The 26,487-nt window shown below is 66.3% G+C and carries 23 protein-coding genes; 4 read left to right on the top strand and 19 right to left on the bottom strand.

All coding sequences use genetic code 11. The annotated features are described in order from the left end of the window. Nucleotides 1-77: 77 nt before the first annotated feature. The 13 genes from GT590_RS12405 to hisZ all read right to left on the bottom strand — a co-directional run bounded on the left by GT590_RS12405 (nt 78) and on the right by hisZ (nt 16,379). Nucleotides 78-2,105, bottom strand: coding sequence for a methionine--tRNA ligase (locus GT590_RS12405; protein ID WP_161171136.1), 2,028 nt, complete (start codon nt 2,103-2,105; stop codon nt 78-80). Continuing rightward, nucleotides 2,086-3,138 (bottom strand): signal peptide peptidase SppA, encoded by a 1,053-nt coding sequence (gene sppA / locus GT590_RS12400; protein ID WP_114558052.1) that lies wholly within the window; start codon nt 3,136-3,138, stop codon nt 2,086-2,088. Before sppA ends, GT590_RS12405 begins: the two co-directional genes overlap by 20 nt. A gap of 141 nt (nt 3,139-3,279) precedes the next feature. Further along, complete coding sequence (gene rho / locus GT590_RS12395; RefSeq protein WP_009608903.1) at nt 3,280-4,920, bottom strand: transcription termination factor Rho; 1,641 nt, start codon at nt 4,918-4,920, stop codon at nt 3,280-3,282. Next, complete coding sequence (gene fsa, locus GT590_RS12390; protein ID WP_009608849.1) at nt 4,917-5,579, bottom strand: fructose-6-phosphate aldolase; 663 nt, start codon at nt 5,577-5,579, stop codon at nt 4,917-4,919. The genes rho and fsa overlap by 4 nt, the downstream gene beginning before the upstream one ends. A gap of 230 nt (nt 5,580-5,809) precedes the next feature. Continuing rightward, nucleotides 5,810-8,017, bottom strand: a complete 2,208-nt coding sequence (locus GT590_RS12385; RefSeq protein ID WP_114558053.1) for a GGDEF domain-containing phosphodiesterase — start codon at nt 8,015-8,017, stop codon at nt 5,810-5,812. 143 nt (nt 8,018-8,160) lie between these two features. Continuing rightward, nucleotides 8,161-8,481, bottom strand: a complete 321-nt coding sequence (hisI, locus tag GT590_RS12380) for a phosphoribosyl-AMP cyclohydrolase (protein ID WP_114533052.1) — start codon at nt 8,479-8,481, stop codon at nt 8,161-8,163. Between the two features lie 469 nt (nt 8,482-8,950). Next, nucleotides 8,951-9,715, bottom strand: a complete 765-nt coding sequence (gene hisF / locus GT590_RS12375) for an imidazole glycerol phosphate synthase subunit HisF (RefSeq protein ID WP_114558054.1) — start codon at nt 9,713-9,715, stop codon at nt 8,951-8,953. A 176-nt stretch (nt 9,716-9,891) separates the two neighbouring features. Next, complete coding sequence (gene hisA, locus GT590_RS12370) at nt 9,892-10,665, bottom strand: 1-(5-phosphoribosyl)-5-[(5-phosphoribosylamino)methylideneamino]imidazole-4-carboxamide isomerase (protein WP_114555431.1); 774 nt, start codon at nt 10,663-10,665, stop codon at nt 9,892-9,894. A gap of 5 nt (nt 10,666-10,670) precedes the next feature. Continuing rightward, on the bottom strand, nt 10,671-11,456 hold the full coding sequence (gene hisH / locus GT590_RS12365) for an imidazole glycerol phosphate synthase subunit HisH (RefSeq protein WP_009304786.1): 786 nt from the start codon (nt 11,454-11,456) through the stop codon (nt 10,671-10,673). After that, nucleotides 11,453-12,046, bottom strand: a complete 594-nt coding sequence (gene hisB / locus GT590_RS12360) for an imidazoleglycerol-phosphate dehydratase HisB (RefSeq protein ID WP_009304787.1) — start codon at nt 12,044-12,046, stop codon at nt 11,453-11,455. The genes hisH and hisB overlap by 4 nt, the downstream gene beginning before the upstream one ends. A 222-nt stretch (nt 12,047-12,268) precedes the next feature. Then, on the bottom strand, nt 12,269-13,360 hold the full coding sequence (gene hisC, locus GT590_RS12355) for a histidinol-phosphate transaminase (RefSeq protein ID WP_035577289.1): 1,092 nt from the start codon (nt 13,358-13,360) through the stop codon (nt 12,269-12,271). Continuing rightward, on the bottom strand, nt 13,353-14,711 hold the full coding sequence (gene hisD, locus GT590_RS12350; RefSeq protein ID WP_009608801.1) for a histidinol dehydrogenase: 1,359 nt from the start codon (nt 14,709-14,711) through the stop codon (nt 13,353-13,355). Before hisD ends, hisC begins: the two co-directional genes overlap by 8 nt. A gap of 3 nt (nt 14,712-14,714) precedes the next feature. Continuing rightward, nucleotides 14,715-16,379 (bottom strand): ATP phosphoribosyltransferase regulatory subunit, encoded by a 1,665-nt coding sequence (gene hisZ, locus GT590_RS12345; protein WP_015760392.1) that lies wholly within the window; start codon nt 16,377-16,379, stop codon nt 14,715-14,717. Between the two features lie 104 nt (nt 16,380-16,483). Here hisZ and GT590_RS12340 point away from each other — a divergent pair, with 104 nt between their 5' ends. Continuing rightward, the gene (locus GT590_RS12340) at nt 16,484-16,993 is read left to right on the top strand and encodes a hypothetical protein (RefSeq protein ID WP_139019518.1); all 510 of its coding nucleotides are present in this window, start codon (nt 16,484-16,486) and stop codon (nt 16,991-16,993) included. On the opposite strand, the gene GT590_RS12335 is transcribed toward GT590_RS12340, so the two are convergent. The 6 genes from GT590_RS12335 to gatC all read right to left on the bottom strand — a co-directional run bounded on the left by GT590_RS12335 (nt 16,990) and on the right by gatC (nt 23,614). Next, nucleotides 16,990-17,883, bottom strand: coding sequence for a DUF2797 domain-containing protein (locus GT590_RS12335; RefSeq protein ID WP_009304792.1), 894 nt, complete (start codon nt 17,881-17,883; stop codon nt 16,990-16,992). The two genes, GT590_RS12340 and GT590_RS12335, sit on opposite strands and share 4 nt — an antisense overlap. A gap of 213 nt (nt 17,884-18,096) precedes the next feature. Further along, nucleotides 18,097-18,381 (bottom strand): hypothetical protein, encoded by a 285-nt coding sequence (locus GT590_RS12330; RefSeq protein WP_009304793.1) that lies wholly within the window; start codon nt 18,379-18,381, stop codon nt 18,097-18,099. Nucleotides 18,382-18,459: 78 nt separating this feature from the next. Then, entirely contained in the window at nt 18,460-19,974 is a 1,515-nt protein-coding gene (locus GT590_RS12325) for a sodium:alanine symporter family protein (protein WP_009304794.1), read from the bottom strand. Nucleotides 19,975-20,037: 63 nt separating this feature from the next. Next, nucleotides 20,038-21,612, bottom strand: coding sequence for an Asp-tRNA(Asn)/Glu-tRNA(Gln) amidotransferase subunit GatB (gene gatB / locus GT590_RS12320; protein ID WP_161171135.1), 1,575 nt, complete (start codon nt 21,610-21,612; stop codon nt 20,038-20,040). Between the two features lie 2 nt (nt 21,613-21,614). After that, nucleotides 21,615-23,303: an Asp-tRNA(Asn)/Glu-tRNA(Gln) amidotransferase subunit GatA gene (gatA, locus tag GT590_RS12315; protein ID WP_009304796.1), complete on the bottom strand. Its 1,689-nt coding sequence runs from the start codon at nt 23,301-23,303 to the stop codon at nt 21,615-21,617. Then, a complete protein-coding gene (gene gatC, locus GT590_RS12310; protein WP_009304797.1) occupies nt 23,303-23,614 on the bottom strand; it encodes an Asp-tRNA(Asn)/Glu-tRNA(Gln) amidotransferase subunit GatC in 312 nt (103 codons plus the stop codon). The genes gatA and gatC overlap by 1 nt, the downstream gene beginning before the upstream one ends. Before the next feature lie 857 nt (nt 23,615-24,471). Between gatC and GT590_RS12305 the strand changes: the two genes are divergently transcribed. Genes GT590_RS12305 through GT590_RS12295 form a run of 3 tightly spaced genes read left to right on the top strand, consistent with a single transcriptional unit; the run spans nt 24,472 to nt 26,442 of the window. Further along, nucleotides 24,472-24,786 (top strand): PadR family transcriptional regulator, encoded by a 315-nt coding sequence (locus GT590_RS12305; RefSeq protein WP_009304798.1) that lies wholly within the window; start codon nt 24,472-24,474, stop codon nt 24,784-24,786. Continuing rightward, entirely contained in the window at nt 24,783-25,415 is a 633-nt protein-coding gene (locus GT590_RS12300; protein WP_009304799.1) for a DUF1700 domain-containing protein, read from the top strand. Before GT590_RS12305 ends, GT590_RS12300 begins: the two co-directional genes overlap by 4 nt. Continuing rightward, a complete protein-coding gene (locus GT590_RS12295) occupies nt 25,408-26,442 on the top strand; it encodes a DUF4097 domain-containing protein (RefSeq protein ID WP_161171134.1) in 1,035 nt (344 codons plus the stop codon). Before GT590_RS12300 ends, GT590_RS12295 begins: the two co-directional genes overlap by 8 nt. Nucleotides 26,443-26,487: the final 45 nt, after the last annotated feature.

Here is a 26,487-nt window from a genome sequence, read left to right as displayed (position 1 = left end):
CGCCCGCCCGCATTCCGCGGACGGGCGCTCTTCATCCCGAAAACATCCCCGTTGGGGGCCTGCCCCCTGCCGGGACGTTACTTGTACTGGCTCGGGTGCTTCGCGAAGAAGTCGAAGCGCGGGGGCAGCTCGCGGATGCGGTGGCGGGCTTCAGTGATCTCGCCGGCGCTGCACAGCTCGTCCATGTTCTCGAAGTCGTAGTTCCAGCTGAAGAAGTCGTCGAACTCGAAGCTGAGGTAGTCGCAGATCTTCTCGGCGCCCGCCGGAACCACGGGGTGCATGAGCAGCGTTGCCATGCGCAGCAGGAAGAACGAGTCCACGAGCACCTGGCGGCGCAGCTCGTCATCGCCCGTGTTCTCGGCCTCGCGGATGCCGTCCGACCAGCGCTTGTTCGCCCAGCGGATGAACTCGTCCATGATGGACATGATGGTGTGCAGCTCCACGCGGTGCATCGTTTCGTCGTAGGTGCGCAGCACCTCGTGCACCTTCGTTACCACGTCCTCGGACGCATCGCCCAGCGGCATATAACCCTCGAAGTTCTTCTGCGCCTCGTAGAAGCAGCTGCGAGCCAAGCGGTTGAACACGTTCGTCAGCAGCGCGCCCTCTTTCAGCACCGGGTCGGCCACGCGCGTGTCCGCAAGCTCCTCGGGGGTGGCCAAAAACGGCTTGGGCTTGAAGCCCACCGACTTCTGGTCGAGGCCGAGCGCCAGGAAGTGCGCGCGCAGCTGTTCGACGGTGTAGTAGTCCAGCAGCTCGTCGGCCGTGGGCGGCTTCACCGAGCCCGACGACGAGGCCTTCTTGTCGCCGAACAGGATGTGATGGTTCGCCACGAGGGTGGTCTGGCGGATGGGATGCTCGGTCACGCCGGGCGTCAGGATGTCGCCAGGGCGCAGCGCCTCGATGAGCGCGGGCTGCGCAACACCGTAGAAGTACAGGTTGTCCTGGCCGATGAACTGGTACACCTCGGCGTCCTCCGAGCACCAGAAATCGCGCCAGCTGCCGCGCGGCAGGCCCATCTTGTCGTTGACGGCCATGGTGAACGACATGGGCGCCCACAGGCTCTCGGGCCAGCACCACACCGTGAGGCCTTCCAGCCCGTCGATGACCGGCGCCTTCACGCCCCACTCGATGTTGCCCGTGATGCGGAACGGCACGAGCGCCTTGCCCGTGCGGAAGCGGATGCCCGCCCGCCCCAGCACCTCGCGCGCCGCGTCGCGGTCGTCGATGGAGGCGAACTCGATCTCGAAGCTCTGCTTGCCCTTCTCGGCCTCGCGCAGCTGATGGGCCGGCAGCTCGCCCGCCACGGCATCGTAGGCCTCGCGGGCGTCGTTCTTGATGTAGACGACGGGGGCGCTGAGGAACTCCTTGATGGTCTGCGGCACGATGGCGCGCACCTCGGGGTCGGCCTCGAGCGCCGCCACGTGGCCGCGCAGGAAGTCGGCGAACGCGGGCAAATCGAAGTACCAGTTCTCCACCGGGCGCATCTCGGGAGTCGTGCCCGTCAACGACGACTTCGGCGCGATGAGGTCCTCGGGGGCGTAGCTGTGCCCCAAGTCGCACTCGTCGGCGTAGGCGTGCTCGGACCTGCAGCCCTGCACGGGGCAGCGCCCAACCACCTGGCGGCCGTTGAGGAACGTGCCCGCTTCCGCATCGTAGAACTGCAGCGTGCTTCGGCGCTGCAAGTGCCCGTTCTCGTGCAGCTTCTCGATGAACTTCTCGGTGATCAGCTGATGCACGTCGCCCGAATGCCCCATGCCGGAGCCTTCGTAAATGGACAGGCTGATGCCGTAGGCATCCAGCGTGTTCTTCTGCGCCTCGTGGTTGCGCTCGACGTACTCGGCGATGGTGCCGTCGAACTCGCCGGCCTCCACCAGCTTGCGGTAGCCCTCGTTGATGGGCGAGCCGAAGCAGTCGGTGCCGCTGATGAAGCGCACGTTCGCCGCGCCGATGCGGTCGCGCAGGAAGCGCGCGAAGGCGTCGGCCGGCACGAACACCCCGGCGATGTGGCCGAAGTGCAGCGGCTTGTTGCCGTAGGGCATGCCCGCCGTGACGACGGCGCGCTTGGGCCACGAGATTCGTTCGTTGCTATTGGGCGATGCTGCCATCGGTGTCCAGCTCCTTCAGCGCTCGGGCGATATCGTCGGTGGAAACGTTGCTCTTTGACATGAGGTCGAGCAGGCTCGACAGGCTGCTCGTGGGATTCTTGAGCGTGACGGTGGTGTAGTGCGCGATGTTCGCCAGCTCGGCTGCCTTCGCCACGGCGTCGTCCTTGGTGCCGATCTCGTCGGCAAGGCCGTTCTCGACTGCCGTCATGCCGGTGAACGTGAGACCCGTGGCCAGCGCGCGCACGTCTTCGACGGACATGTCGCGACCCTCGGCCACGGTCTGGATGAACGTCTCGTTGATCTGGTCGACCTGATCCTGGTAGTAGGCGCGCTCCTCCTCGGTGAGCGGGCGCGTGCCGTAGCTGGAATCCTTGCTGTCGGCGCTGGTGACGTTGTCCACCGAGATGCCCAGCTTCTCCATGAGGCCGGACAGGTCGGTAACCTGCATGACCGTGCCGATGGCGCCGATGGCCGTGGTCTTGGCCGTGTAGATATAGTCGGCCTGCGAGGATATCTCATAGGCGGCGCTCGCATTGACGGACGCGCTGGACACCACGACGGGCTTGCCGGTGCGCTCGGAGAACCCGCGCACGTAGTCGGCCATCTCCTCGCCCGCCGTAGCCGTGCCGCCGCCGGAGTTCACACGCAGTACGACGGCCTTGATATGGCTGTTCTTCTCGGCGCGATCGAGCTGGGCCTTCAGGCCTTCGGGGCTGGAGGTGGTGTTGTCGTACTGGATGGTGCCGTCGATGTCGATGACGCCGACTGCGTCGCCCGTGAGGTAGTCCACGTCGTCGACCGTGGAGCCCGTGCCGAAGGACCCGAACGACGAGGACATGACCGACGTGCACGACCACATGCCCAGCGCCAGCAGCGCGAACACGAGCACGACGGCCACGAGGGCGACGATCCAGCCGCGGTTTTTCTTCGGGGGCTGCACGGCGTAGCCGTACGGCGCGGCCGGCGCGACAGGCTGCTGCGGTGCGGCAGGCTGCTGCCACACCTGCTGCTGCCAGTTGTTGTCTTGAGACATGGTCCCTCCTTGGTTCATGCGTCTGACCATACTACCGTATGCGACAGGGAACCGCACCCAACGGATGCGGTTCCCTGGTGGTTTCCATTATAAGACCGCGACCGGCGCGCACGGTGTCGGCCGGATGACGGATGGGCGCGCCTAGAACTCCAGCGAGCCGTCGGCTTTGGTGTGCTGGGCCTTCTTCGCCGTGCGCACGAGGAACTCCTGGTTCGTCTCGGTCTGCTTGAGCGACTTGATCAGCATGTCCATGGCGCGTTCGGTGCTGTTCGTGTTCGCGAGGATGCGGCGCACGGCCCAGATGAGCGGCGCCTCCTGCGGCTCCAGCAGCAGATCCTCCTTGCGGGTGCCCGACGCCACCGGGTCGATGGCCGGGAAGATGCGGCGGTCGGCCAGGTTGCGATCCAGCTTGAGCTCCATGTTGCCGGTGCCCTTGAACTCCTCGAAGATGACCTCGTCCATCTTCGAGCCCGTGTCCACCAGGGCCGAGGCCAGGATGGTCAGGCTGCCGCCGTGCTCGATGTTGCGCGCGGCGCCCAGGAATCGCTTCGGCGGGTAGAGCGCCGTGGAGTCCACGCCGCCCGACAGGATGCGGCCCGATGCCGGCTGCGCCAGGTTGTAGGCGCGCGCGAGGCGCGTGAGCGAGTCCAGCAGCACGACAACGTCCTTGCCGCATTCCACGAGGCGCTTCGCGCGCTCGATGACCAGCTCGGACACGGCGATGTGGTTCTCGGTGGGCATATCGAACGTGGAGGAGATGACCTCGCCCTTGATGGAGCGCTCCATGTCGGTGACTTCCTCGGGACGCTCGTCCACGAGCAGGCACATGAGGTGCACTTCGGGGTTGTTCGCGCTGATGGCGGCGGCGATGTCCTTGAGGATGGTGGTCTTGCCCGCCTTCGGGGGGCTGACGATCAGTCCGCGCTGGCCCTTGCCGATGGGCGACACGAGGTCGATGACGCGGGCGGTGACGGTGTTCTTGCCGTGCTCCATGACGAGGCATTCGTCCGGGTAGACCGGCGTGAGGTCGCCGAAGCGCACGCGGCTGCCCAGCTCCTCGACGGGCGTGCCGTTGACGGCCGTGACCTTCTGGATGGCGGCGTACTTCTCGTTCTCGCGCGCCGGGCGCGTCTGACCGGACACGAGATCGCCCTTGCGCAGGCCGTTGCGGCGGATGGTGGAAAGACCCACGTAGCAATCCGTCTCGCTGGGCAGGTAGCCCTGCGTGCGGAGGAAGCCGTAGCCGTCGGCCAGGATGTCGAGGATGCCCGACACCTCGATGAAGCCCTCGGCCTTGACGCTGGCTTCGAACACGGCCTCCACCAGCTCGGCCTTCTTGAGGCCCGTCACGTCGAGGTTGAGCTCGGCGGCCTTCTCGCGCAGCTCGGCCACCTTGAGCTTCGCCAGCTCCTCGCGCGACACGCTGGGCTGCACTTCGCGGTTGCCGCGGTTGTTGTCGTGCTGGCGACGCTGACGACGCTGGTTCTGGCTGTTGTTCTGCCGGTTCTGGCCGCCGCCCTGCTTCTGGCGATTGCTGCCGCCGTTGTTCTGCTTGCCGGCGTTCGAGGCGTTCTGGCGGCGGTTGTTCGAACCGCCCTGCGGCTGTTGCTGCTGCGCGCCGCCCGCCTTCACCGATTTGCGCGGCGTGCGCGTGGCCGACGAGTTGCGGCCCGGAGTGGCTGCGCCCTCGGCCTTGCCCTGCGTCTTCGCCTTCACGCTGGTGGAACGTCGCTTGACGGGAGCGGCCGCAGGAGCCTCCGTGGTTGCTTCGGTTTCGCTCATGCTTGCTGAACTTTCTCCCAGTCCTTCATGAACGCATCCAGGCCGCGGTCGGTCAGCGGATGTTGCACGCACTTCTTGAGCGCAGCGAACGGCACCGTGGCGATGTCGGCGCCCATGAGGGCGGCCTGCGTCACGTGGTTCGCGCTGCGCACCGACGCGGCGATGATCTCCACGTCATGGCCGAAGTCGTAGTTGTTCACCGCGGCCACCACGTCGGCCAACTGCGAGATGCCGTCCTCGGCGATGTCGTCGAACCGGCCGACGAAGGGGCTGATGTAGCGGGCGCCGGCGCGGGCGGCCATGATGGCCTGCGGCACGCTGAAGCACAGCGTCATGTTGACGGGGATGCCCTCTTCGGAGAGCGCCTTGGTGGCGGCGAGACCCTCCACCATGGTGGGGATCTTCACGACCACGTTGTCGGCAAGCGCGGCCAGCTCGCGGCCGTCGCGGATGATCTCGTCGCGCGTCATGGCGACGCTTTCAGCGGAGACGGGCCCGTCCACGATTTCGCAGATGCGCTTGATGTGGTTGTGGAAATCGTCGAGCTTGCCTCCGGTGCGCGCGTACAGCGTCGGGTTCGTAGTGACGCCGGCGAGCACGCCCCAGCTGGCCGCCTCTTCTATTTCGTCGAGATCGGCGGTGTCCAGAAAAAACTTCACCCAGGTCCTCCTTATACAATGGCTATTACAGGTGAAACGCGCGCGACGGCGCGCATGGATTCCGTGATGAGATGCGGGTGTGTTGGATGTGTGCTGTGAGATAAAAGAACTGATCATCATGGTACCGCATGTGTTTCCTTCGTTCAAGCGCAAAGCGGCAGGTATCGTGTAAAAGCGATGGAGGAAGGTCTACGAAACGGTGCGAGCGCGCCTTGCGGACGGCGTGATCCTCAATCTTGCTCGAAACGACCGAGACGCTTCAGCAAAAGATCCATCTCCGTCTCGCGCGTGACGTTTTCCACGAGGCCGACGGCCTTGACGGGCGCGCCCGTCTCGTTCGGCATGGCCAGAAGCGTCACGCGGTTCCACGCGCGCGACCCGTCTCCCATGATGGCGCGCACAACCGCCGACGTGCGAGGCGCGCCGGCGTAGAGGTCTCGGTAGATGGCGCGAAAATCCTCGATGGACTCCTCGGCAACCGTCCCCTGCTCGATGAACCCCTCAGGGGCGTTCGCCACGGTCTCGGCCAAGCCGAACGCCTGCTGCAAGAACTCCGAATAGCGAGCGGTGCGCGTGGGGATGTCCAGCTCGAACACCACCGTGCCGCTGGCTTCCAAGGTCATCTCGAAGCGCTGCTCGCTCTTGCGCAGCGCCTCCATGTACTCCATGCGCTCCGTGACGTCGGTCACGGAGCCGTACACCGTGGCCGAGCCGTTCGTCGTGTTCAAATGGAACAGGCGCATCTTATGCCAATGGCAGCCGTTCGTTCCCATGCGGCGCACGACCACCTCCACCCCGTCGTCGGGGCAGGAGCGCACCGTCTCCTCCGCCGCGGCCACGAGGGCGTCTCGATCTTCGTCATGCACGAAAGGAAACAGGCTGCCGCCCTCCTCGGCGCCGTTCACGCCTTCCCCGAGCGTCGCTATCAAGCGCCGGTACGCTTCGTTGCCCCGAATCAGGCGCAGATCGCCGTCGGCATACGAGTACAGCGCCACCGAGCCGATGATGCTGGAAAGCATGCGGTCGCTGATGGTGTTCTCATGCAGCAGATCCCTGAAATCGAGGATGGGGCGGCGCGCATCCTGCAGAGCGCATTGCTCGTGCTGAACTTTCGAACCGTCGGTCAGCAGCGCCTCGAACGCCGCCGCCTCCATGGGGCGCGCGTAGTAGTAGCCTTGCGCGTACGAGCACCCCACGTCCAAAAGGAAGTTCACCTGCTCGCGCGTCTCCACGCCTTCGGCGATGACGGGCAGGTCCAGCCAGCGTGCCATGCGGATGACCGATTCCATGATGTCCTTGCTGCGCCGGTCGTCGCGGTCGAGGAAGCGCATGTCGATCTTCAGCACGTCGACGTTGATGTCCTTCAGCATGTTGAGCGACGAGTAGCCGCTGCCGAAGTCGTCCATGAGCACGGTGAAGCCGCGCTCGGCCAGCGCGTCGAACGCGGCCACGATGCGATCGGGGCGTTCCGAATAGGCGCTCTCGGTGATCTCCACCTCGATGAGCGACGGATCGATGCCGTAGCGCTCCACGAGCGCATGCAGTTCGGCGGCCACGTCCACGAGGTAGATGTCGGCGCGCGACACGTTCACCGACACGGGAACGGGCTGCACTCCTTCGTCGATGAGGCCCCTGATCCACGCGGCGGTCTTCTCCCACACGCGCAGGTCGAGTGAGCGCACAAGGCCGTTGCGCTCGATCAGCGGGATGAACTCGCCCGGGGCGACGATGCCGCGCTCGGGATGGCGCCAACGGGCCAGCGCCTCGGCACCCACGATCTTGCCGGTGCGTATATTGCATTTCGGCTGGAGGAACAGCTCGATGCGATCCTCGCGCAACGCCGATTCTATGCCGGCGACGACCTCGCGTTCGAGGACGAGCGCCTCGCGCATGCCGGGGTCGTACAAAGCCACGCGGTCGAAGTAGCTGCCCTTCACCGTGCGAAGCGCGATGACCGCGCGGTCGCACATGATGCTGACCGGCGAAGCAGGATCCTCGATGCGGTACACGCCCGCGCGCACGATGGCGTCGATGCCGTTCGGACATTCGGAGGAGATGTCGACGAGGATGCGCTCGACGCGCTCGGGGCGGATGCCGGTCGCGCACAAGGCGAACGTGTCGGCCGCAAGGCGCGCGAGCGGTTGCGCCCCGTCGGGCGAGAAGCGGAGGGCGAGGGCGCGACCCAGGTACCTTAGAAGCTCGTCGCCGCAATCAAGTCCGTGCAGATCGTTGAACAGTTTGAAATGGTCGACATCGAAGCAGACGATGCTGACATCGCGTGCGCCCGAATGCCTAAGATACGCAGCGGCCTCGTCGAAGAAGGCTTCTTTGCTAAGCAGCCCGGTAGCGGCATCGATGCGCGGGGCTTCAAGGGAAGCCCGAGCGAAGCCGGTCGAGCCCGCTTCCCCGTCACGGCCTGCCGTCGACTTGTCAGTCACTCGCGTCCCCTTCTAAACCATCCCGTAATCGAACGCAATATTATGAGGCACGATCGGCATCCTCACAACCCCTATGATGCAACGGCTCAACATAAGCGGAATCCTCGGGCCTCGCTGCACTGAGCGTTCCGAGCGAGAGGCGGCTAGCGGGGGAACGCGCGGTAGAAGCAGGTGCGCTCGCCGGTATGGCAGGCCGGACCCGCCGGATGAACGAGCGCGAGCAGCGTGTCGGCATCGCAATCGTAGCGAAGCTCCACAAGCTTCTGCACGTTGCCCGAGGTGGCGCCCTTGTGCCATAGTTCCCGACGGCTGCGGCTCCAGAACACCGTCTCGCCGCGCTCGAGCGTGAGCGCAAGCGACTCCTCGCTCATCCACGCCATCATGAGCACCTCGAGCGTGCCTGCATCCTGCACGATGCAGGGAACGAGCCCGTCGGCGTTGTAAACGATGCCAGGAATGTTCATACCTATAATCCTCACTCGATCGATGTACTGCGGCTGCTTGCGCAACCGCAGCCTGCATCCGCCCCTCGCTTCTCTCCTGCGAAGGCGGAAGGCCGGCGCGTGAACGTCCTCGGGACGATTCCAAACGATGCCGTCGGATCGTCCGAATACCGGATCGCTCCTCCACCCGTGCGGCCTACGGCGTTCTGAATGGCGAAAAGCCATCGAATTCGGAAGACATCGCCCGTTTCAAGCGCATGCGGCGCCCGGGAACGGAAAGGAGCAAGCCCGCAACCAGGCTCTATGCGCGAAAAGAGCCTCCGACGAGCTTGCGACCCAGCTAGAAACTTCCGAATTCGATGCTTTTTCGCCAGTCGCAGCGCTTTCGGCTGCACGGAAGGCTCGGCCGTGCGACCCCTTGACGCGATGGAGGATCGCGGTCGAGCGACCCGTCGTCGCGTTCGCTCCGGAAACGAGGGCCGCCCCACCCCTACAGCCGCACGGGGATGCCCTGGGCGCGCATGTGCTCCTTCACTTGACGGACGGAAAGCTCGCCGAAGTGGAAGACGCTTGCAGCCAGCACGGCATCGGCCTCGCCCTCGATGACGCCTTGGGCGAAGTGCTCGAGCTTGCCCACCCCGCCCGAGGCGATGACCGGGATGTCCACCGCACGCGCGACGGCGCGGGTGAGCGCGCAGTCGAAGCCGTCGCGGCTGCCGTCGCGATCCATGCTGGTGAGCAGGATCTCCCCCGCCCCGCGCCGGGCCGCCTCCTGCGCCCAGGCGACCGCGTCGATGCACGTGGCCTTGCGCCCGCCCGCAACGTAGACCTCCCATTTGTTCGGGTTGCCCGCCACCTGCTTCGCGTCGATGGCGCAGAGAATGGCCTGCGAGCCGAACGCCGCGGCGGCGCTCGTGATGAGCGACGGATCGGCCACGGCGGCCGAGTTCACCGACACCTTGTCGGCGCCGGCCGCGATCATCGTGCGAATGTCGGCCACGCTGCGGAAACCGCCGCCCACGCAGTACGGCAGATGCAGTTGCTCGCTGGCGCGGCTGGCAAGGTCGACCGTGGTGGCGCGGTCGTCGCTCGTGGCCGTGATGTCGAGGAAGATCACCTCGTCGGCGCGCTCCTCGTCGTAGCGCTGCGCGAGCTCGATGGGATCGCCCGCGTCGCGCAGGTTCACGAAGTTCACGCCCTTGACCACGCGACCGTCCTTCACGTCCATGCAAGGTATCACGCGTTTCGCTAGCATCTCGCTCCTTCCGTCGTTGCTAACGCAACGACGGACGTGCCGACGCTGCGCGGGTACTTCGCGGCACGCTTGCCGCTCCAGGTTCTCCTCACGTGCCCAAGGCACGCTTCGTCGAGCCTTCGCGGCAATCACACTCGCGAAGAACCCGCTCGCTGACCTTACCAAACATGTTGGACTCACATTCCACAAGGGTTCGCCTGGACGGCGGCGGCCTCGGCTCGGCGCGTGGCCTCGTCGCATGCGCGCACGCCCTCCTGCACCGACAGCGCGCCCTCGTACACGGCGCGTCCCGCGATGACGCCCTCGATGCTGCCGGCCACCTCGCCCAAACGCACGATGTCGTCCACGCCGGCCACGCCGCCCGATGCGATCACCGGATGCCCGAACGCCTCGGCCATGCGCACGTACGCCGCGGCCTCGATGCCGGTCTGCATGCCGTCGCGCGCGATATCGGTGTACACGAGATGCCGGAACCCGAGCGCCGCCATGTCGCGCGCCAGCTCCTCGGCGGCCACGCCGGCGCCCTCGCGCCACCCGGCCACGGCCACCTCGCCGCCCTTCGCGTCGATACCCGCGCACAGCAGCTTGCCGTACTGCGCGATGGCGGCCTCGGCGAAATCGGGGTCGGCCACGAGCGACGTGCCCAGCACCACGCGCGACACGCCCGCGTCGGCCAGGCGCGCGATGGTGTCGAGCGAGCGCACGCCGCCGCCCACCTCCACCTTGAGCAGGGTCTTGCGCATGATGCGCTCGACGATGGCGATATTCTCAGGCGTGCCCGAACGCGCGCCATCGAGGTCCACCACGTGCAGCCACGTCGCGCCCTGCTCTTCGAACAGCTGCGCCTGCGCGGCGGGGTCGTCGTGGTACACGGTCACGCGGTCGTAGTCGCCTTTGGCGAGGCGGACGGCCTTGCCGCCCAGAATGTCGATGGCTGGAAGCAGGTACATGGCGCTCACGCCCCTTTCACGATGGACACGAAGTTCTGCAACAGACGCGCGCCCGCATCCGAGCTTTTCTCGGGATGGAACTGCACGCCGTACGCCGCCTCGCCGTACTGGACGGCGCTCGGGAACGTCACGCTGTGCGTCGTCTCGCCGACGACGAAGGGACCCGACGGCGCGATGTAGCCATGCGTGAAGTAGAAGTAAGTGCCCGACGGTATGCCTTCGAACAGGGGGCATTCCTGAAACCTGTCCGCGAGGAGCTCGGCAACGCCCAGTCGCTCAGACAGTCCTGCTCGCTCGGACAGTCCACAGGACTGTCCGGCTCGTGCGGAACTCGCTTGGTGGGCGCCGCCGAACCCCTCGCTGCCGTCTCCGAAATGCACGGTGTTCCAACCTACATGTGGCACCTTGTAGGAGAGGGAGTGTTCATCCTGTTTCGGCATCTTGGTTACCACGCCCGGCAGCACTGCCAGGCCGCGGGCGTTGTGGGTCGAGGTTTCGTCGTCCTCGCGCGGCGCGCCTTCGACGCCTTCTTCGAACAGGAGGTGCATTCCCAGGCAGATGCCGAGGAACGGCACGCCGGCGGCTATGCGCTCGCGGATGGCGTCCATCTGGCCGAGCTCGCGCATGGTGGCGGCCGCGTCGGCGAACGCGCCAACGCCGGGCAGCACGATGGCATCGGCTTTGGCGATGGCGGCGGGATCGCTCGTGACGAGCACCTCGGCGCCCGCCGCGACCAGACCGCGCTCGACGCTTTTGAGGTTGCCCTTATGATAGTCGACCACGGCGATCATAGCGCGCCCTTCGTCGAAGGCAGCGCATCGCCGATGCGGGGGTCGAGCTCGACGGCCTGGCGCAAGGCGCGCGCTGCGGCCTTGAACGACGCCTCCACGATATGGTGCGCGTTCTCGCCAGCCAGGCTGCGCACGTGCAGCGTAAGTCCCGCGTTCGCGGCGAAGGCGATGAAGAATTCCTTGGCCAGCGACGCGTCGAACGTGCCCAGCATGACGCAGGGCACGTCCACGGCCCAGTGCAGCTGGCCGCGCCCCGATATGTCCACGGCCGCCAGCACGAGAGCCTCGTCCATGGGAAGCGAAAGCGACCCGAACCGCGCGATGCCGCGCTTGTCGCCGAGCGCACGCGCAACGGCTTGGCCCAGCACGATGCCCGCGTCCTCCACGGTGTGGTGCGCGTCCACCTCGATATCGCCTTTTGCGCGCACGTCGAGGTCGATCAGGCTATGCCTTCCGAAGGCCGTCAGCATATGGTCGAAGAACGGCACGCCCGTCTCGATGTCGGTCGCACCCGCGCCGTCGAGGTTCACCGCGACGCGGATGTCCGTCTCGTTCGTCGTGCGGACGATTTCGGCGGTTCTCTGGTTCATGGTTGGCCTTTCTTTATCGCTGGTCCAGCAACGTCAGCGAGGGTTTCCGTGGTGCCCGAGATCGTGGGGAGGGCGAGGACGAAGCGCGCCCCGAAGGAAGTCCCCGTAGGGGATACTTCGGTACGCGAGTCCTCGACCTCGCCGCGAGATCGGGCACCACGGGAAGCCGCCCCCTACGGGGACTAGCTTCGCGTCGCAGCCGTCGGCTCGTTCCGTCGGCCGTCAGGTCGACGGAACCTTCAAATCGCACTTGCCCATCACCGCATCGCGCAGCGCGCGCAAAAACGCGTCGTTCTCCTCGGAGGCGCCCACGGTCACGCGCAGGCAGTTCTCCAGATGCGCCGCACGCGAGAAATCGCGCACAAGCACACCGCGCTCGTACAGCGCCTCCCAGATGACGGGCGCGTTCTCCACGCGGAACAGCACGTAGTTCGCATCCGACGGGAAGGGCTTCACGCCGGGAATCCTCTTCAGTCCCTCGATCAGGCGGGCGCGCTCCTCGATGACGGCCAGGATGCCGCGCTCGAACTTCGCGCGGTTCGCGTACACCACGCGCGCAACGGCCTGCGAGACGGCGTCCACCGAATACGGCTGGCGCACCTTGACGAACTCGCGCACGACCTCGGCGTCTCCCAGGATGTAGCCCATACGCGCCCCGGCCAGGCTGAACGCCTTCGAGAACGTGCGCAGGATGACGAGGTTCTTGTGCTGCGCCAGATACGGGCGCATCGTCTGGCGCGAGAACTCGAAGTAAGCCTCGTCCACCATCACGAGCGCATCGGTGGCGTCGAGCAGCCGGAGGATGAACGTCTCGCTGGCAAGCTGCCCCGTGGGGTTGTTCGGGCTGGTCACCACCAGGTAGTCGATACCGCCCTCGGCGACGCGCGCCAGCACGGCCTCCTCGTCGATGGAGAAGTCGGCGCGGCGCGGCACGTCCACCACCGACGTGTTCGTGAGGCGGGCGTTCGCGTCGTACACCGAGAACGTGGGCGGCAGGTTGAGGAACGTGCGCCCCGGCCCGCCCCACGCCAGCGCCAGGTTGAACAAGAGCTCGTCGCCCCCGTTGCCCACCAGCACCTGGTCGCGGTCGAGCCCGTTCGCTTCGGCGATCATGTCGCGCAGGTCGTTGGCCAGCGGGTCCGGGTAGCGGTTGAGGGGCAGGCGCTTCACCTCGCGCATGATGTCGCGGCGGATCTCGTCGTCGACGTCGTGCGGGTTCTCGTTCGCCGAGAGGACGGCGGTGGCGGGCAAATACTTCGGATCGTAGGGCACCACGCCCGCCAGCTGGGGCGCGGCCGCGCACACGCTACGCATCGGCACCCCCGTCTCCGGCCGCGCGGCCCGCTCCGTCGCCGCCCTCGATCCCATACACGTTGCCCGTGTCGAGCAGGTTCTTGCGCATCTCCACGCTCATGGCGTGCGCCCACAGGCCCTCGTGGCGCGCGATGGTGGTTACCATGTCGGCATCGCGGGCGAGCGCCTGCGACGAATACTGGATGACGCTCGACTTCTTCACGAACTCGTCCACCGACAACGGCGAGGCGTAGCGCGCCGTGCCGCCCGTGGGCAGCGTGTGGTTCGGGCCGGCGGCGTAGTCGCCCACGGCCTCGGGCGTCCAGGCGCCCAGGAAGATGGCGCCCGCGTTGCGGATGGCGCCCAAGAGGTCGAAGGCGTGGTCGACGTGCAGCTCGAGGTGTTCGGGCGCGATGGCGTTCACGGCCTCGATGGCTTGCGGCATGCTGTCGCACACGACGATGAGGCCCTGGTCGGCCAGCGATGCCGCCGTGATCTCGGCGCGTGTGGACGACTTGAGGTGGCGCTCAACCATGCGCTCCACCTCGTCGGCGTAGGCCGCATCGAACGTAACCAGGTAGCAGGCGGCCAGCGGGTCGTGCTCGGCCTGCGCCATGAGGTCGATGGCCACGAGCGCCGGATCGGCCGTGGAGTCGGCCACGACGCACACCTCGGACGGGCCGGCGATCATGTCGATGCCCACATCGCCCGACACCACCTTCTTCGCCGCCGCCACGTAGGCGTTGCCGGGTCCGGTGATCTTGGCCACGGGCGCGATGGACTCGGTGCCGTACGCCAGCGCGGCGATGGCCTGCGCGCCGCCCACCGCGTAGATTTCGGTGACGCCCGAGATGCGGCACGCCTCCAAAATGGCCGGATCCAGCGTTCCGTCGGCCGTCGGCGGCGTCACGCATACGATGCGCTTCACGCCGGCCACGGCGGCCGGCAGCGCGTTCATCAGCACCGACGACGGGTACAGCGCGCGCCCGCCCGGCACGTAGATGCCCACGGATTCCAGCGGCTCCACCTTCGAGCCCACGAGCGCGCCGTCCTCGCGCACGGTGAACCAGCTCTGCTGCTTCTGGCGCTCGTGGAAGTCGCGGATCTGTGCGGCGGCCTGACGCAGGGCGCGCGCCGTCTTGTCGTCGACGTTCACGATGGCTTCTGCGATAGCCGCCTGCGACACGCGGAACTCCTCCACGCGCACGCCGTCGAACTGCTCGGTGTAGGCGCGCAGGGCCTCGTCGCCGCGCTCGCGCACGCCCTCGATGATGGCGGTGGCCGCCGTCAGGGCCTGGGCGTTGAACGCGCCGGTGCGCTTGAGGTGGGCGTTGGTGAACTGCTCGCCAGGTTGCAAGATGATGCGGCGCATGGGCTACTCCTTTTCCTCGCCGGCCGGGCTCGCGGAGGCTTCCGCGTTCCGCTGCAGCGTATTCGCCAATTGTACGATACGCGCGTCCGTGCGGAACGCGCAGGTGTTCGAGAAGAAGCGCGCGGTCGACGAAAGGACTTCGTCCACCACCACGAGGTCGTTCTCCTTGAGCGTGGTGCCGGTGGCCGTGATGTCGACGATGCGCTCGGCCATGCCCGTGAGGGGCGCCAGCTCGATGTTGCCGTGCAGCTTCACGATTTCCACCTGCGTGCCCGTCTTCGCGTAGTGGGCGCGCGTGATGTTGGGGTACTTCGTGGCGATGCGCAGCGATCCCAGGCGGCGGTAGTGCTCGCCTGTGGCCTCGGCCGCACCGGCGGGCTCGGCCACCACGAAGCGGCATGCGCCGTATCCGAGGTCGACCAGCTCGACGACGTCGGACTGCGCTTCCAGCAGCGAGTCCTTCCCGCAGATGCCGCAGTCGGCCGCGCCCAGCGACACGAACGCGGGCGCGTCGGTGGGCCGCACGATGACGTACTCGACGCCGGGGTTGCGGATGATGAGCTGACGGCCGGGGTCGTCGAGCCCGGTCGTATCGAGGCCCGCGGCCTCGAGCGCGGCAACCGTGTCGGCGTTGAGCGAGCCCTTCGGCACCGCGATGCGCAGCGGGCGCGCGGCTTCGTCGTCGACCGAGCGCTCGGCGGCGGCGGCCGCGGCCATGGCCTGCTCCAACGAGAACGCGAAGCCGGCGGCCGGGCGGCTCTCGCCGTACGAGCCGATCATGTTGTCGTAGCGCCCGCCGCTGCCCAGCGGCGTGCCCAGCTCGGGCGCGTAGGCCTCGAACACGATGCCGGTGTAGTAATCGAACGAGCTCATCACCGAGAAGTCCACGAGGATGCGGTCGGCCAAGCCCGCCTCGGCCAGCAGGTCGCAGGTGCGGGCAAAGTCGTCGAGGCCGTCCTCGCACCCCAGGGGCGCCACGAGCGCGCGCACCTCCTCCACCGCCTCGCGCCCGCCGCGGATGCGCGGCAGCGCGCGGATGGCCGCGGCGAACACGGGCGGCACGGCCGCCGCCTCACCCGTGAGCCGGTCGACCTCCACGAAGTTCGAGGCGTGGAACGCCGCCAGCACCCGCTCGGTCCACTGCGCGGACGCCCCGCTGGCCGCCAGCAGCGCGCGCAGCACGCCCACCGTGGCCAGGGCCAGCTTGCAGCCGCGCGCGCCCGCGAGCTCCAGCGCCTCCGCCATGAGCTCCACCACCTCCGCGTCGGCTTGCGGCCCGGCCTCGCCGATGCATTCCACGCCGATCTGCGTCATCTCGCGCGCCTGCGCCTGCATGCGCCCTTCGGCCTCGCGGAACACGCGCTGCATGTAACGGAAGCGGAACGGCCCCGGCTGGCCCGCGAGGCGCGTCGCGCACATGCGCGCCACCTGCAGCGTCACGTCGGGGCGCATGGCCAGAAGGTCGCCGCTCGCGTCGAAGAACTTGAAGGGAGAGCCGGGCATACGGCCGCCCGCGCGCATGACGTCCATGACCTCCAGCGTCGGCGTCTCGATGGGCAGGTAGCCGCGCGCCGCGAAGCATGCCTGCACGTCGCGAGCGATGCGCTCGCGCATGCACGCCTCGTCGGATAGCACGTCTCTGAACCCTGCCGGTGTCACGTAATCCATGGTTCTCTTCCTTCGCTGCATCGTTTCGCCGGTTCGCACGCGGCCGCGCACGCCGTTCGTTTGCTGGTAGTACTTTATCACAGTAGAGTAGTAAAGCAAGCCGTTTGCAGAACGTTTCGGACAACCGCTTTATTTTACGTCATAGAAGGAGCGCGATCACGGCTCGCCGCACCTCGAGGAAAGAATGTTTAGCCGAAGAAAAGGACGCTGCATCCTATCGATTCCCCGCACGCGGAAAAACGCCGTCCGCATCAAGCGACGGATGTACGCTTTGGACTGAGCTATCTGCTGCAAAAACGGGTTCTTGGCAGCAATTTCGCGGCTTCAGCGCCACCGAAAGCCCTCGAACACGGGGAAGTCTGAAAAACACCTGGTCGCAAGATTTCCGCCGGGAGCGTTCGTTCCCCTTGCCGCCAAAAACCCGTTTTTGCAGCAGATCGAACCGACCATCCGTGCCGTTCCTGAAAAGCAGCGATTCCGAAGCCGCAATGAAGCCTGCCCGTAGAAAAGGCAAGGAAGTCGAGGGAAGCCGGATCTGCGGCATTTCGGTCGATACCGCACACGCGATGCCGCCGTCGGGGCGAAGGCGCACGCCCTCGCCCACCCCGCCTTAGAACAAGGAGAACTGTTGGGGCGCGAAGTCGTACGTGCACACCACTTCGTCCAGCAGCAGCTCGACCTCGTGCGACTCCCACTCTTTGACTGACACGACGTAGTTCGTGCCCTCCTGCTGGAACACCAGCGCGCCGCCCACCATGCCGATGCAGCGTCCGCCGCATTCGCCGTCGTGGCCTTCGGGCACCTGCAAGTCGTGGCAGTCGGGCGACGGGCCGCCGAAGTAGTGGGGCGACAGGTCCTGAGCCGGCTCAGCGCCCTCGAGACCCAGACGTTCCACCACGTCGTCGAGCACCGCCTTCGCCTCGACGAAATCGAAGCGCTCGTTCACCAGCAAGTCCACTTTCTTCGACGCGCGCATCGTCTCCAGGATGCCGGGCTGCGCGCACAGCGCCGCCTCCAGCTCGCGCGCGTCGTCGGCGCATCCGAAGCGGCCGACGATGCGGGCCGCGCGGGCGCCCTGCTCCAGCAGGCGCTCGATGCCGCGCGTCTCCGACGAGATGCCGGCTTTCACGTGCTTCGGCGAGAAGTACGCCAGGTACGTGAAATGCGGCGTCAGGTTGTAGGCGCGCTGCTGGGCGGAGATGAAGTCGGCGTAGTAGAACGAGGGGTTGAAGCCCGTGGCCTCCTGGCATGCCGGACACATCGTGTCCTTCGCATCGGGAAGCAGCTCCACGTTGAGCGGGCACACCTCCTTCGTGTAGGACGCCAGATCGAAGCGTCCCACGCAGCGGCGCGTGGGAAGGCGGCGCAACGAGAACGTCTTGCCCAACACGGGAAAACGGTGCTGCTCGCCTTGCTCTACGTCGTTGATCAAGAGGTAGGGGCCGGACTCGGCGAAACCGTGGCCTGCCAGGACGGTCGTGTGACCGTTCGCGAAGTTCGTCATATCGTTATCCTTGTGCAACTCGTACTGAATGGATCACTGTTTTCGTTGGAAATGATAGCGCACAAGGAACATTCGCGATACGCTCTTGCGGCGAAAGGCGAAAAATCGCACAGGAGTCGTTCGCCTTCCGAAAAAGCAAGGGTCGTCCCCCTCGGTTGCGAGCGGGACGACCCTTCTTCCGCAGAGAGTCGCGAACCGAGCGGCGCGGACGACCTACGCCATGCCCGCCGCCATGAGCGCTTGCGTAGCCTGGTACATGGTCACCGAGAAGTACACCATGAACGCCACCGCCACCGAAGCGAGGACCTTCGCCACGATATGCCAGCTGCTCCTCCAGCACAGCACGATACCCACCGGCCAGAACACGATGAGGAAGAACACGATCCAAAACGTCTGCTTGCACCAAGCCTTCTGGTTCGGCTCTTCGATCAGGTCGTTCGCGTTCTTGCGCAGGTCGCGCTTCTGCCAGTCGCCCGCGCGACGGTCGTCGTCAGCCATGCCGCTTCCTTTCCCAAGGCGCGCCGCCCGCCCGCGCGCGTTTCCCTCTATCCTACCACGCCCGTCCAGCGGCGCGCGTCAGTTCAGCCCGACGTACTCGGGGTCGAGCGCGTCGTCCAGATACTCCTTGACCGGCGGCTTGCCGTAGTCGTGCACCTCGGACACGTGCCAGCATTCGGTCTTCGGCATACCGGGAATGCGATCGGCCACGAACACCGGATCGATGCCCTCCTTACGCTGGCGCGTGTAGTCGTCGAGCGCCGCAAGCGCCCATTTTCCAAGGAAGAGCAGGGCGATGAGGTTCACGAGCGCCATGAAGCCCATGAAGATGTCCGCGAGGTTCCACGCCAAGTCGAAGCTGTTCACGGCGCCGTAGAACACCACGCACAGGCACACCACGCGGAACACGAACAGCAGCGCCTTGCTGTCGCCCTTGATGAAGCGCAGGTTGTTCTCGGCGTAGAAATAGTTGCCGATGAGGCTGGAGAACGCGAAGGCGAAGATGGCGAACGTGATGAAGTGGATGCCGAACTCGCCCACCGAGTTGTTCACGGCCATCTGCACGAGCGGCATGCCGTTAAGGGCGGAAGCCGCCTGCGGATCCTGCACGTAGAACACGAGCACCATCATAGCCGAGCACGTGCAGATGAGCAGCGTGTCGATGTACACGGACAGGCTCTGCACGAGACCCTGCTTGCAGGGATGCGACACCGACGCCGTGGCCGCAGCATTCGGCGCCGAGCCCATGCCGGCCTCGTTAGAGTACAGGCCGCGCTTGATGCCCAGCATGACCACCGAACCCGCGAATCCGCCGAAGATGGCCTGCACGTCGAAGGCCGAGGCGAACACCATCGCGAACACGCCCGGCAGCTCCGTGATGTTGGAGAGGGTGGTCCACACCGCGATGGCGATGTAGCCGATGGCCATGATGGGCACGATGATGGACGTGATGACGCTGATGCGCTTCGCGCCGCCGAAAATGACGAACGCGGTCATCACCGCCAGCACGATGCCGCAGGCGATGGCCGTGCCGTTCGTGGCGTAGTCGGGAATGTAGTATTCCAGCGCCGAGGTGGCGTTGAAGGCCTGCAGGCCGTTGAAGCCGAACGCGAAGCACAGGATGAGCAGCACGGCGAACAGGATGCCCAGCCAACGCTTGCCGAGCGCCTTCTCGATGTAGTAGGCCGGGCCGCCGCGGAACTCGCCCTCCTTGCCGCGCACCTTCCAGATCTGCGCGAGGGTGGACTCGACGAACGCCGACGCCGCGCCCACGATGGCCATGAGCCACATCCAGAACACCGCGCCCGGGCCGCCCGTGGCGATGGCCGTGGCCACGCCCGCGATGTTGCCCGTGCCCACGCGCGAGGCCGTAGACACCATGAGCGCCTGGAACGACGAGATGGAGCGCTCGCCCTTGACGTGCTTCTTCTCCGTCAACTGCGTGAACATGTCCTTGATGAAGCGGATCTGCACGCCTTTCGTGCGGATCGTGAAGTACACGCCCACGAACACGAGCAGGACGAGCAGGATGTACGTGTACAGAAACCCGCTCACCTCGCCGGTGATGCCGACGAGCATCTCATTGAAATCCATTGGTCTTCCCCTTTACGAGAACGAAGCGCGCCGCCGCCTATCCCGAGGCGGCGGCGCGCATGCTTACCCGAGCTTCTTCGCCAGAAGCTCGTTGATGAGCTTCGGGTTGCCCTGGCCGCGCATCTCCTTCATGCACTGGCCCACGAAGAACCCGATGAGACCGGTCTTGCCGCCCTGGTACTGCGCCACCTTGTCGGGGTTGGCGGCCAGCACCGCGTCGACGACGGCTTCGATGGCGCCCGTGTCGGACACCTGCTTCATGCCGCGCTCTTCCACGACGGCGGCCGGGTCCTTGTCCTCGTCGAGCACGGCCGCGAACACCTCTTTGGCCTGCTTGGACGAGATGGCGTCCTCGGCGGTGAGACGCACGAGCGCAAGCGCGCGCGCCGGGGTAAGCGGCGTGTCGGCCAGCTGAACGCCTTCGTGCGCGTTCAGGTAGGCGGTCACGTCGTTGATGACGAGGTTCGCCACCGGCTTCGCCAGCTTGGCCGCATCGGCGCCGGCCAGCTCCATGCACGCCTCGAAGAAGTCGGCCGTGGCGCGATGCTCCACCAAGTGGCGCGCATCGTAGGCGCTCAGGCCGAACGCGTCCTCGAAGCGGGCCGCCTTCTGGTCGGGCAGCTCGGGCAGCTTCGCGCGCACGGAATCGATCCACTCGTCCGTAAGGTCGTAGGGCGCGAGATCCGGATCGGGGAACAGGCGGTAGTCGTCGGCCGTCTCTTTCACGCGCATCACGATGGTGCGCTTGGCCGACGGGTCCCAATGCCGCGTTTCCTGGAAGATCTGGCCGCCCTCCTCGAGCACTTCCGCCTGGCGGCAGATCTCGTAGGCCAGGCCGTCGTGGAGGTTCTTGAAGCTGTTCATGTTCTTGAGCTCGGTCTTCACGCCGAACTCCTTTGCCCCGCGGCGGCGCAGGCTCACGTTGCCGTCGCAGCGCATGGAGCCCTCTTCCATCGAGCAGTCGGAGATGCCCAGCGCCAGGTAGATCTGGCGCAGCTTCTGCATGAACAGGCGCGCCTCCTCGGGCGTGCGCAGGTCGGGCTCGGTGACCAGCTCGGTGAGCGGGGTGCCTGCGCGGTTGTAGTCCACCAGCGAGTGCGTGGCGCCGGCGATGCGGCCTTCGCCGCCGCCGATGTGCACCATCTTGCCCGCGTCCTCCTCCATATGTATGCGCGTGATGCCCACGTGCGCGGTGTAGCCGGTCTCGGTGCGCGTCACGTTGCCGCGGCTCTCGCCCACGTCGAGGCCGTCCAGGTCGATGCGCTCCTTGGCGGCCGCGCCGTCCACGTCGAGGTCGAGGTGGCCGCGCATGCAGAACGCCACGGGGCCCTGCGTGGTCTGGTAGTTCTTCGACATGTCGGGGTACATGTACGTTTTACGGTAGAACATCGAGTGCTTCTCGATGTCGCAGTTCGTGGCCAGGCCCGCCAGCACGATGGACTCGATGGCCGCGCGGTTCGGCACGGGCAGCGCGCCCGGCATCCCCAGGCACACGGGGCACGTGTGCGTGTTCGGCTCGGCGCCGAACTCCAGCTTGCAGCCGCAGAACATCTTGGTGTCGAGCGTGGTGAGCTCGGCATGGATCTCCAGGCCGATGACGGCCTCCCAATCCTCGAGCACCTCTTCGAGCTTCCGCATGGCTACTCACCTGCCTTTTCTACCTGGAACGGGAGCCCTCCGGGGGCATCCAGTCGCTCAGACAGTCCTCGCTTCGCTGCGGAACTCGCTTGGTGGACGCCCCCGGAGGGCTCCCTGTCCATGCATAGTCCCGGCAGGTCGACGCCTGGGGTCGCGTCGGCGGCGTCGGGGATGTCCGCCATCGATCCTTCGGGGTAGGGTTGACCCGGGGCGAAGGCCGGGGCCACGGGGGCGGGGCCGTACACCGTTTCCAGCGCGGCGGCCACGCGCAGCATGTTCTGGTCCTTGAACTGGGGCGAGATGAGCTGTACGCCCACGGGCAGCTGCGTCTGGGCGCCGAGGCCCACCGGCAGGCTCATGCCGCCGTTGCCAGCGATATTGATGGAGATGGTGAACATGTCCGACAGGTACATGTCGGTGGGGTCGCTCACTTCGCCGAACGTGAACGCCGTGCGCGGCGACACGGGCGCGACGATGCAATCCACCTGCTCGTAGGCGCGCGCATAGTCCTGCGTGATGAGCGTGCGCACCTGCTGCGCCGGGTAGTAGTAGGTGTCGTACACACCTGCGGACAGAAGGTAGCTGCCCAGCATGATGCGGCGGCGCGCCTCGGGGCCGAAGCCCTTCGCGCGGCTGGCCTCGTACTGGCCGCCGAGGTCCTTGTGGCCCGGGTCGCAGTAGCCGTAGCGCACCGAGTCGAAGCGTGCGAGGTTGCTGAACGCCTCGCAGGGGCCCAGCACGTAGTAGGCGCTCATAGCGGCCTGGGCGTTGGGCAGCTCCACCTCCACGATGTCGGCGCCGAGCGCGCGCAGATGCTCCACGGCCTCCTCCACCTTGGCCTTCACCTCGTCGGTGAGACCCTGGGCTTCCATGAACGCGGGCACCACGCCGATGCGCATGCCCTTGACCCCCTCGGCGAGGTTCGCCGTGAAGTCGACGTCCAAGTCCTGGCTCGTGCAGTCCAGCACGTCGCGGCCGGCGATGGCGTTGAGCGCGAAAGCCGCATCCTCCACCGAGCGCGTGAACGGGCCCACCTGGTCCAGCGAGCTGCCGAAGGCCACCACGCCGTAGCGGCTGACCACGCCGTACGTGGGCTTGACGGCCACAGCGCCGCAGAAGCTGCCCGGCTGGCGGATGGAGCCGCCCGTGTCGCTGCCCAGCGTGATGGCGGCCAACCCCGCGCCCACGGCAGCGGCGCTGCCGCCCGACGAGCCGCCGGGCACGCGCGAGAGATCCCACGGATTCCTAGTGGAGCCGAACGCGCTCGTCTCCGTGGAAGAGCCGAACGCGAACTCGTCCATGTTGAGTTTGCCCAGCGGAATACCGCCGGCTTCGATGGTGCGCTGAACGCACGTAGCCGTGAAGGGCGACACGTAGTTCGCCAGCATCGCGGACGAGCACGTGGTGTGCGTACCCTCCAGGTTCATGTTGTCTTTGAACGCCACGGGCACGCCGGCCAGCGGGCCGCACGCGTCCAGCGTACCGGCCGCGACGGCGGCGTCGAGCGCAGCCGCCTGCCGAAGCGCCAGCTGCTCGGTGGTTTCGAGGAACGCATGCGTCGCGCCGTCGAGCGCGCGCACGCGGGCAAGCGAGCTCTCGGCGATCTCGCGCGCCGAGAAGTCCTTGGAGGCGAGGCCCGCGCGGATCTCGCGCACGCCCATTGCGGCGAACACGGGTGCGGTTGCAGCCATCAGCGATCGCCCCCTTCGCCCAGAATCGAGGGGATCAAAAAGCAGCCGTCCTGCTGCTTCGGCGCGTTCTCCAGCGCCTCCCCCTGCGTGAAGGAGGGGGATTCTTCGTCCTCGCGCATGACGTTTGAAAGGCCGCCGATGGGGTGGAACGTAGGCTCCACGCCGTCGAGGTCGTATTCGGTGATGGGCTTCAGGCTGTCGATGATGGCGTTGAGATCGACCGTCATCTGCACGACTTCGTCGGCGTCCAGCCCGATGCGCGCGTACTCCGCGATGCTGCGGACGTCGCGCTCGGTGAGGTGTTGGGTCATAGAGCCTGCTTTCCTTCTCTCGTTTTCACGCATCGGCTCCGCGCGTATCGCTCGAAAACCGAAGGTGGCACCGGTGAAAACATAACCCGTCTATAATAGCAAACCTCGGCGTTGCCAACCCACCGCGCTCCCGCCCCGCATGATTTTTCTCAACGCCCGCGCGCCTTGAGGAACGCGGCTCGGATCGCGCCGCGCCGGGTCGTCGCTTCGTGCCGTCGGGCGGGTTCGCGCGTCTCCTCAAGGCGATGTGCAGCAAAAACGAGGTTTTGGCACGCCGGACCCGTCCGGAAACCGCCGAACCGAGGCCGAATGCCGCATTCCCAAGGCTCGATGAAACGCGACCTGGGGTTTTGCTGCAAAGTTTCAACGAGCAAAATGCCGAAGAGCACCGAGGGGTGCCAAAAGCTCGTTTTTGCTGCACATGGAACCACGGAAACATGCCGCGCCGGTCGACGTGCCGCGCACTACCGTAACGGCGCCGAGCGCGCGATCGGCGTCTCCCGCCCGGGTTCTCGCGACCGATACCGTCGCGCCTCGCTTCGATGGAGAACCGCACAAATGTTTCACGTGAGACACTCGCGCACTTCGGCTGAGCGGGAAGGCTCCGCGACCAGGCCCTTCCCCATCTCGGAGCGTCCCCGCAGCCCCAGCAGCTCATCGGCAGCCGTCGCAGCCGTCGCAACCGCACAGCCCCGGCAGCTCATCGGCAGCCGTCGCAACCGCACAGCCCCGGCAGCTCATCGGCAGCCGTCGCAGCCGCGCAGCCCCTTCCCCGCCATCCTTCCCGCGGAATCTCCAAATACCCGTTGACGCCTTATACTATGTGTCATATAGTATAAGGCGAAAGGAGGTATGCGATGGATGCACAATTGAAACGAGGTTTCCTCGATGTTTGCGTGCTCGCATCGATCAACCGCCAGGACTCGTACGGGTACCAGATCGTCAAAGACGTGCCGTCGAGTTTGCATTTGACCGAATCGACGCTGTACCCCCTGCTCAAACGCTTGGAATCGGCGGGGCTGCTGACGGTTTACGCCATCGAGCACAACGGGCGCCTGCGCAAGTACTATCGCATCACGCCGGCCGGGGTCACGTACCTCGACGAGTTCTTGAAGGATTGGGACGACGTATTGGACGTCTACGAATATGTGAAACGAGGTGCCAACCGATGAACAAGACCGAGTTTCTGGATGCGCTCAGGCATGCGCTCGGCAAGCTGCCCTCCTACGAGGTGGAACAATCGATCGCGTTCTACGCCGAGATGATCGACGACCGCATCGAAGACGGGATGAGCGAGCAGGAAGCCGTGGCCGCGCTGGGATCGGTGCACGCCATCGCAGCTCAGATCGTCGCCGAAACGCCGCCCATTCCCAAGGCCATCGCGAAGGCGAACACCGGCAGCCGCACGCTCAACATCGTGCTGCTTGCCATCCTCTCCCCCATCTGGGTGACGCTGGCGCTGGCGTTCGCCTGCATGGTGTTGGCCATCTACCTGGCCATTTGGTCGGTCGTCGTGGCGCTGTGGGCCGTCGTGCTCACGCTGCTCCTATGCGCGCCCATCGGCGTGTTCGGCCTGGCCTGGTGCGCGGCCACGGGGTTTCCGCTCTCGGGCATCTGGGTCTTCGGCTGCGGCCTGGCCGGTGCAGGCCTGGGATTGTTCTCTTGGTTCGGCGTGCTGGCCGCCAGCAAGGGGCTCGTCAACCTCACGCATTCGTTCGCCCGCTGGGTGAAGGGGCTGTTCATCAAGCTGAAGCGCAACGATGCCAGCCCGATCGCGCCGGAAGGAGCAGCTCATGTCTAGCGGCAAAAAGACGTTGCTCGTCATAGCAACCATCCTCGTCATCGGCGGAGGCGCCATATCGTTCGGCGCGTTCGCGGCGGCCGGGTTCAACTTCGAGAACCTCTCGACCGAATCCCGCAATTGGACGTCCTCCACGAAGACGTTCGCACCCGAGACGGAAAACCCCCACACCGCCATCGTCCTGCGCGACATGGGCGAGGACGTGCGCATCGAGCCGACCGACGGCGACGCCATCGAGGTGACGTACTGGACGAACGAGCGCAAGAGCTTCGACGTGGACGACAACGGCGGCACCGTCACCGTCGAAGGCTCGCGCGAGCCGGCCATCGGCATCATGATGATCGGATCGTTCGAGGACCACTCTACCGTTCTGAAGGTGCCGCGCAGCTACACGGGCACGCTCGACATCGACCTCATGGGCGGCAATGTGGATGCCGCAGATCTGGACAGGTTGGGCTCAGTGACGGCGAAAACCGCGAGCGGCAACATCTCGCTCTCCCGCCTCGCCGCGGACGATATCGTGACGAACGCCGCCAGCGGCAACGTGCAGGTGCAGCGCGTCCAGTGCGCATACCTGAGCGCAACCACGATGAGCGGCAACATCGAATTCTCCGACGTCGAGGCGACCGAGATCGTGAAGCTGGACACGGCGAGCGGCGGACAGCTGCTTCGAGGCGTGAACACGGCGACCCTCGACGCCCGCATGGGTAGCGGCGACATCCTGGCGGCGGGCGTGGCAGCCACCGACGCGAAGTTCGATGCCGTGAGCGGCAGCGTGAACGCCTCGTTCTCCGGTTCGGACGGCGAATACGCCATCGAGGCCTCCTCGGTCAGCGGAGACGTGCACTCGCCGGCCGGCAGCGCCACAGCGTCGAGGCATGTGAGCGCTCGCACCATGAGCGGAGACGTGACGCTCACGTTTTCCGGCGGCAGCGCGAGCGTCAGCAACGGCAATGGCGTCCGCAGCGACTCCGGCGCGCCGACCGCACCGGAAGCCCCCGAAGCGCCCGAGGCCCCGAAGCTCTAAATCACCCTTCTTCCTGCGCAAACGCGCAACGAAGGCCCGCGGCGT

Origin of the sequence: Eggerthella sp. BIOML-A1, assembly GCF_009875595.1 — a bacterium.
Classification (GTDB): domain Bacteria; phylum Actinomycetota; class Coriobacteriia; order Coriobacteriales; family Eggerthellaceae; genus Eggerthella; species Eggerthella lenta.
The sequence above is the reverse complement of the archived record's forward strand: the minus strand, read 5'-3'. Positions and strand labels throughout refer to the sequence as shown.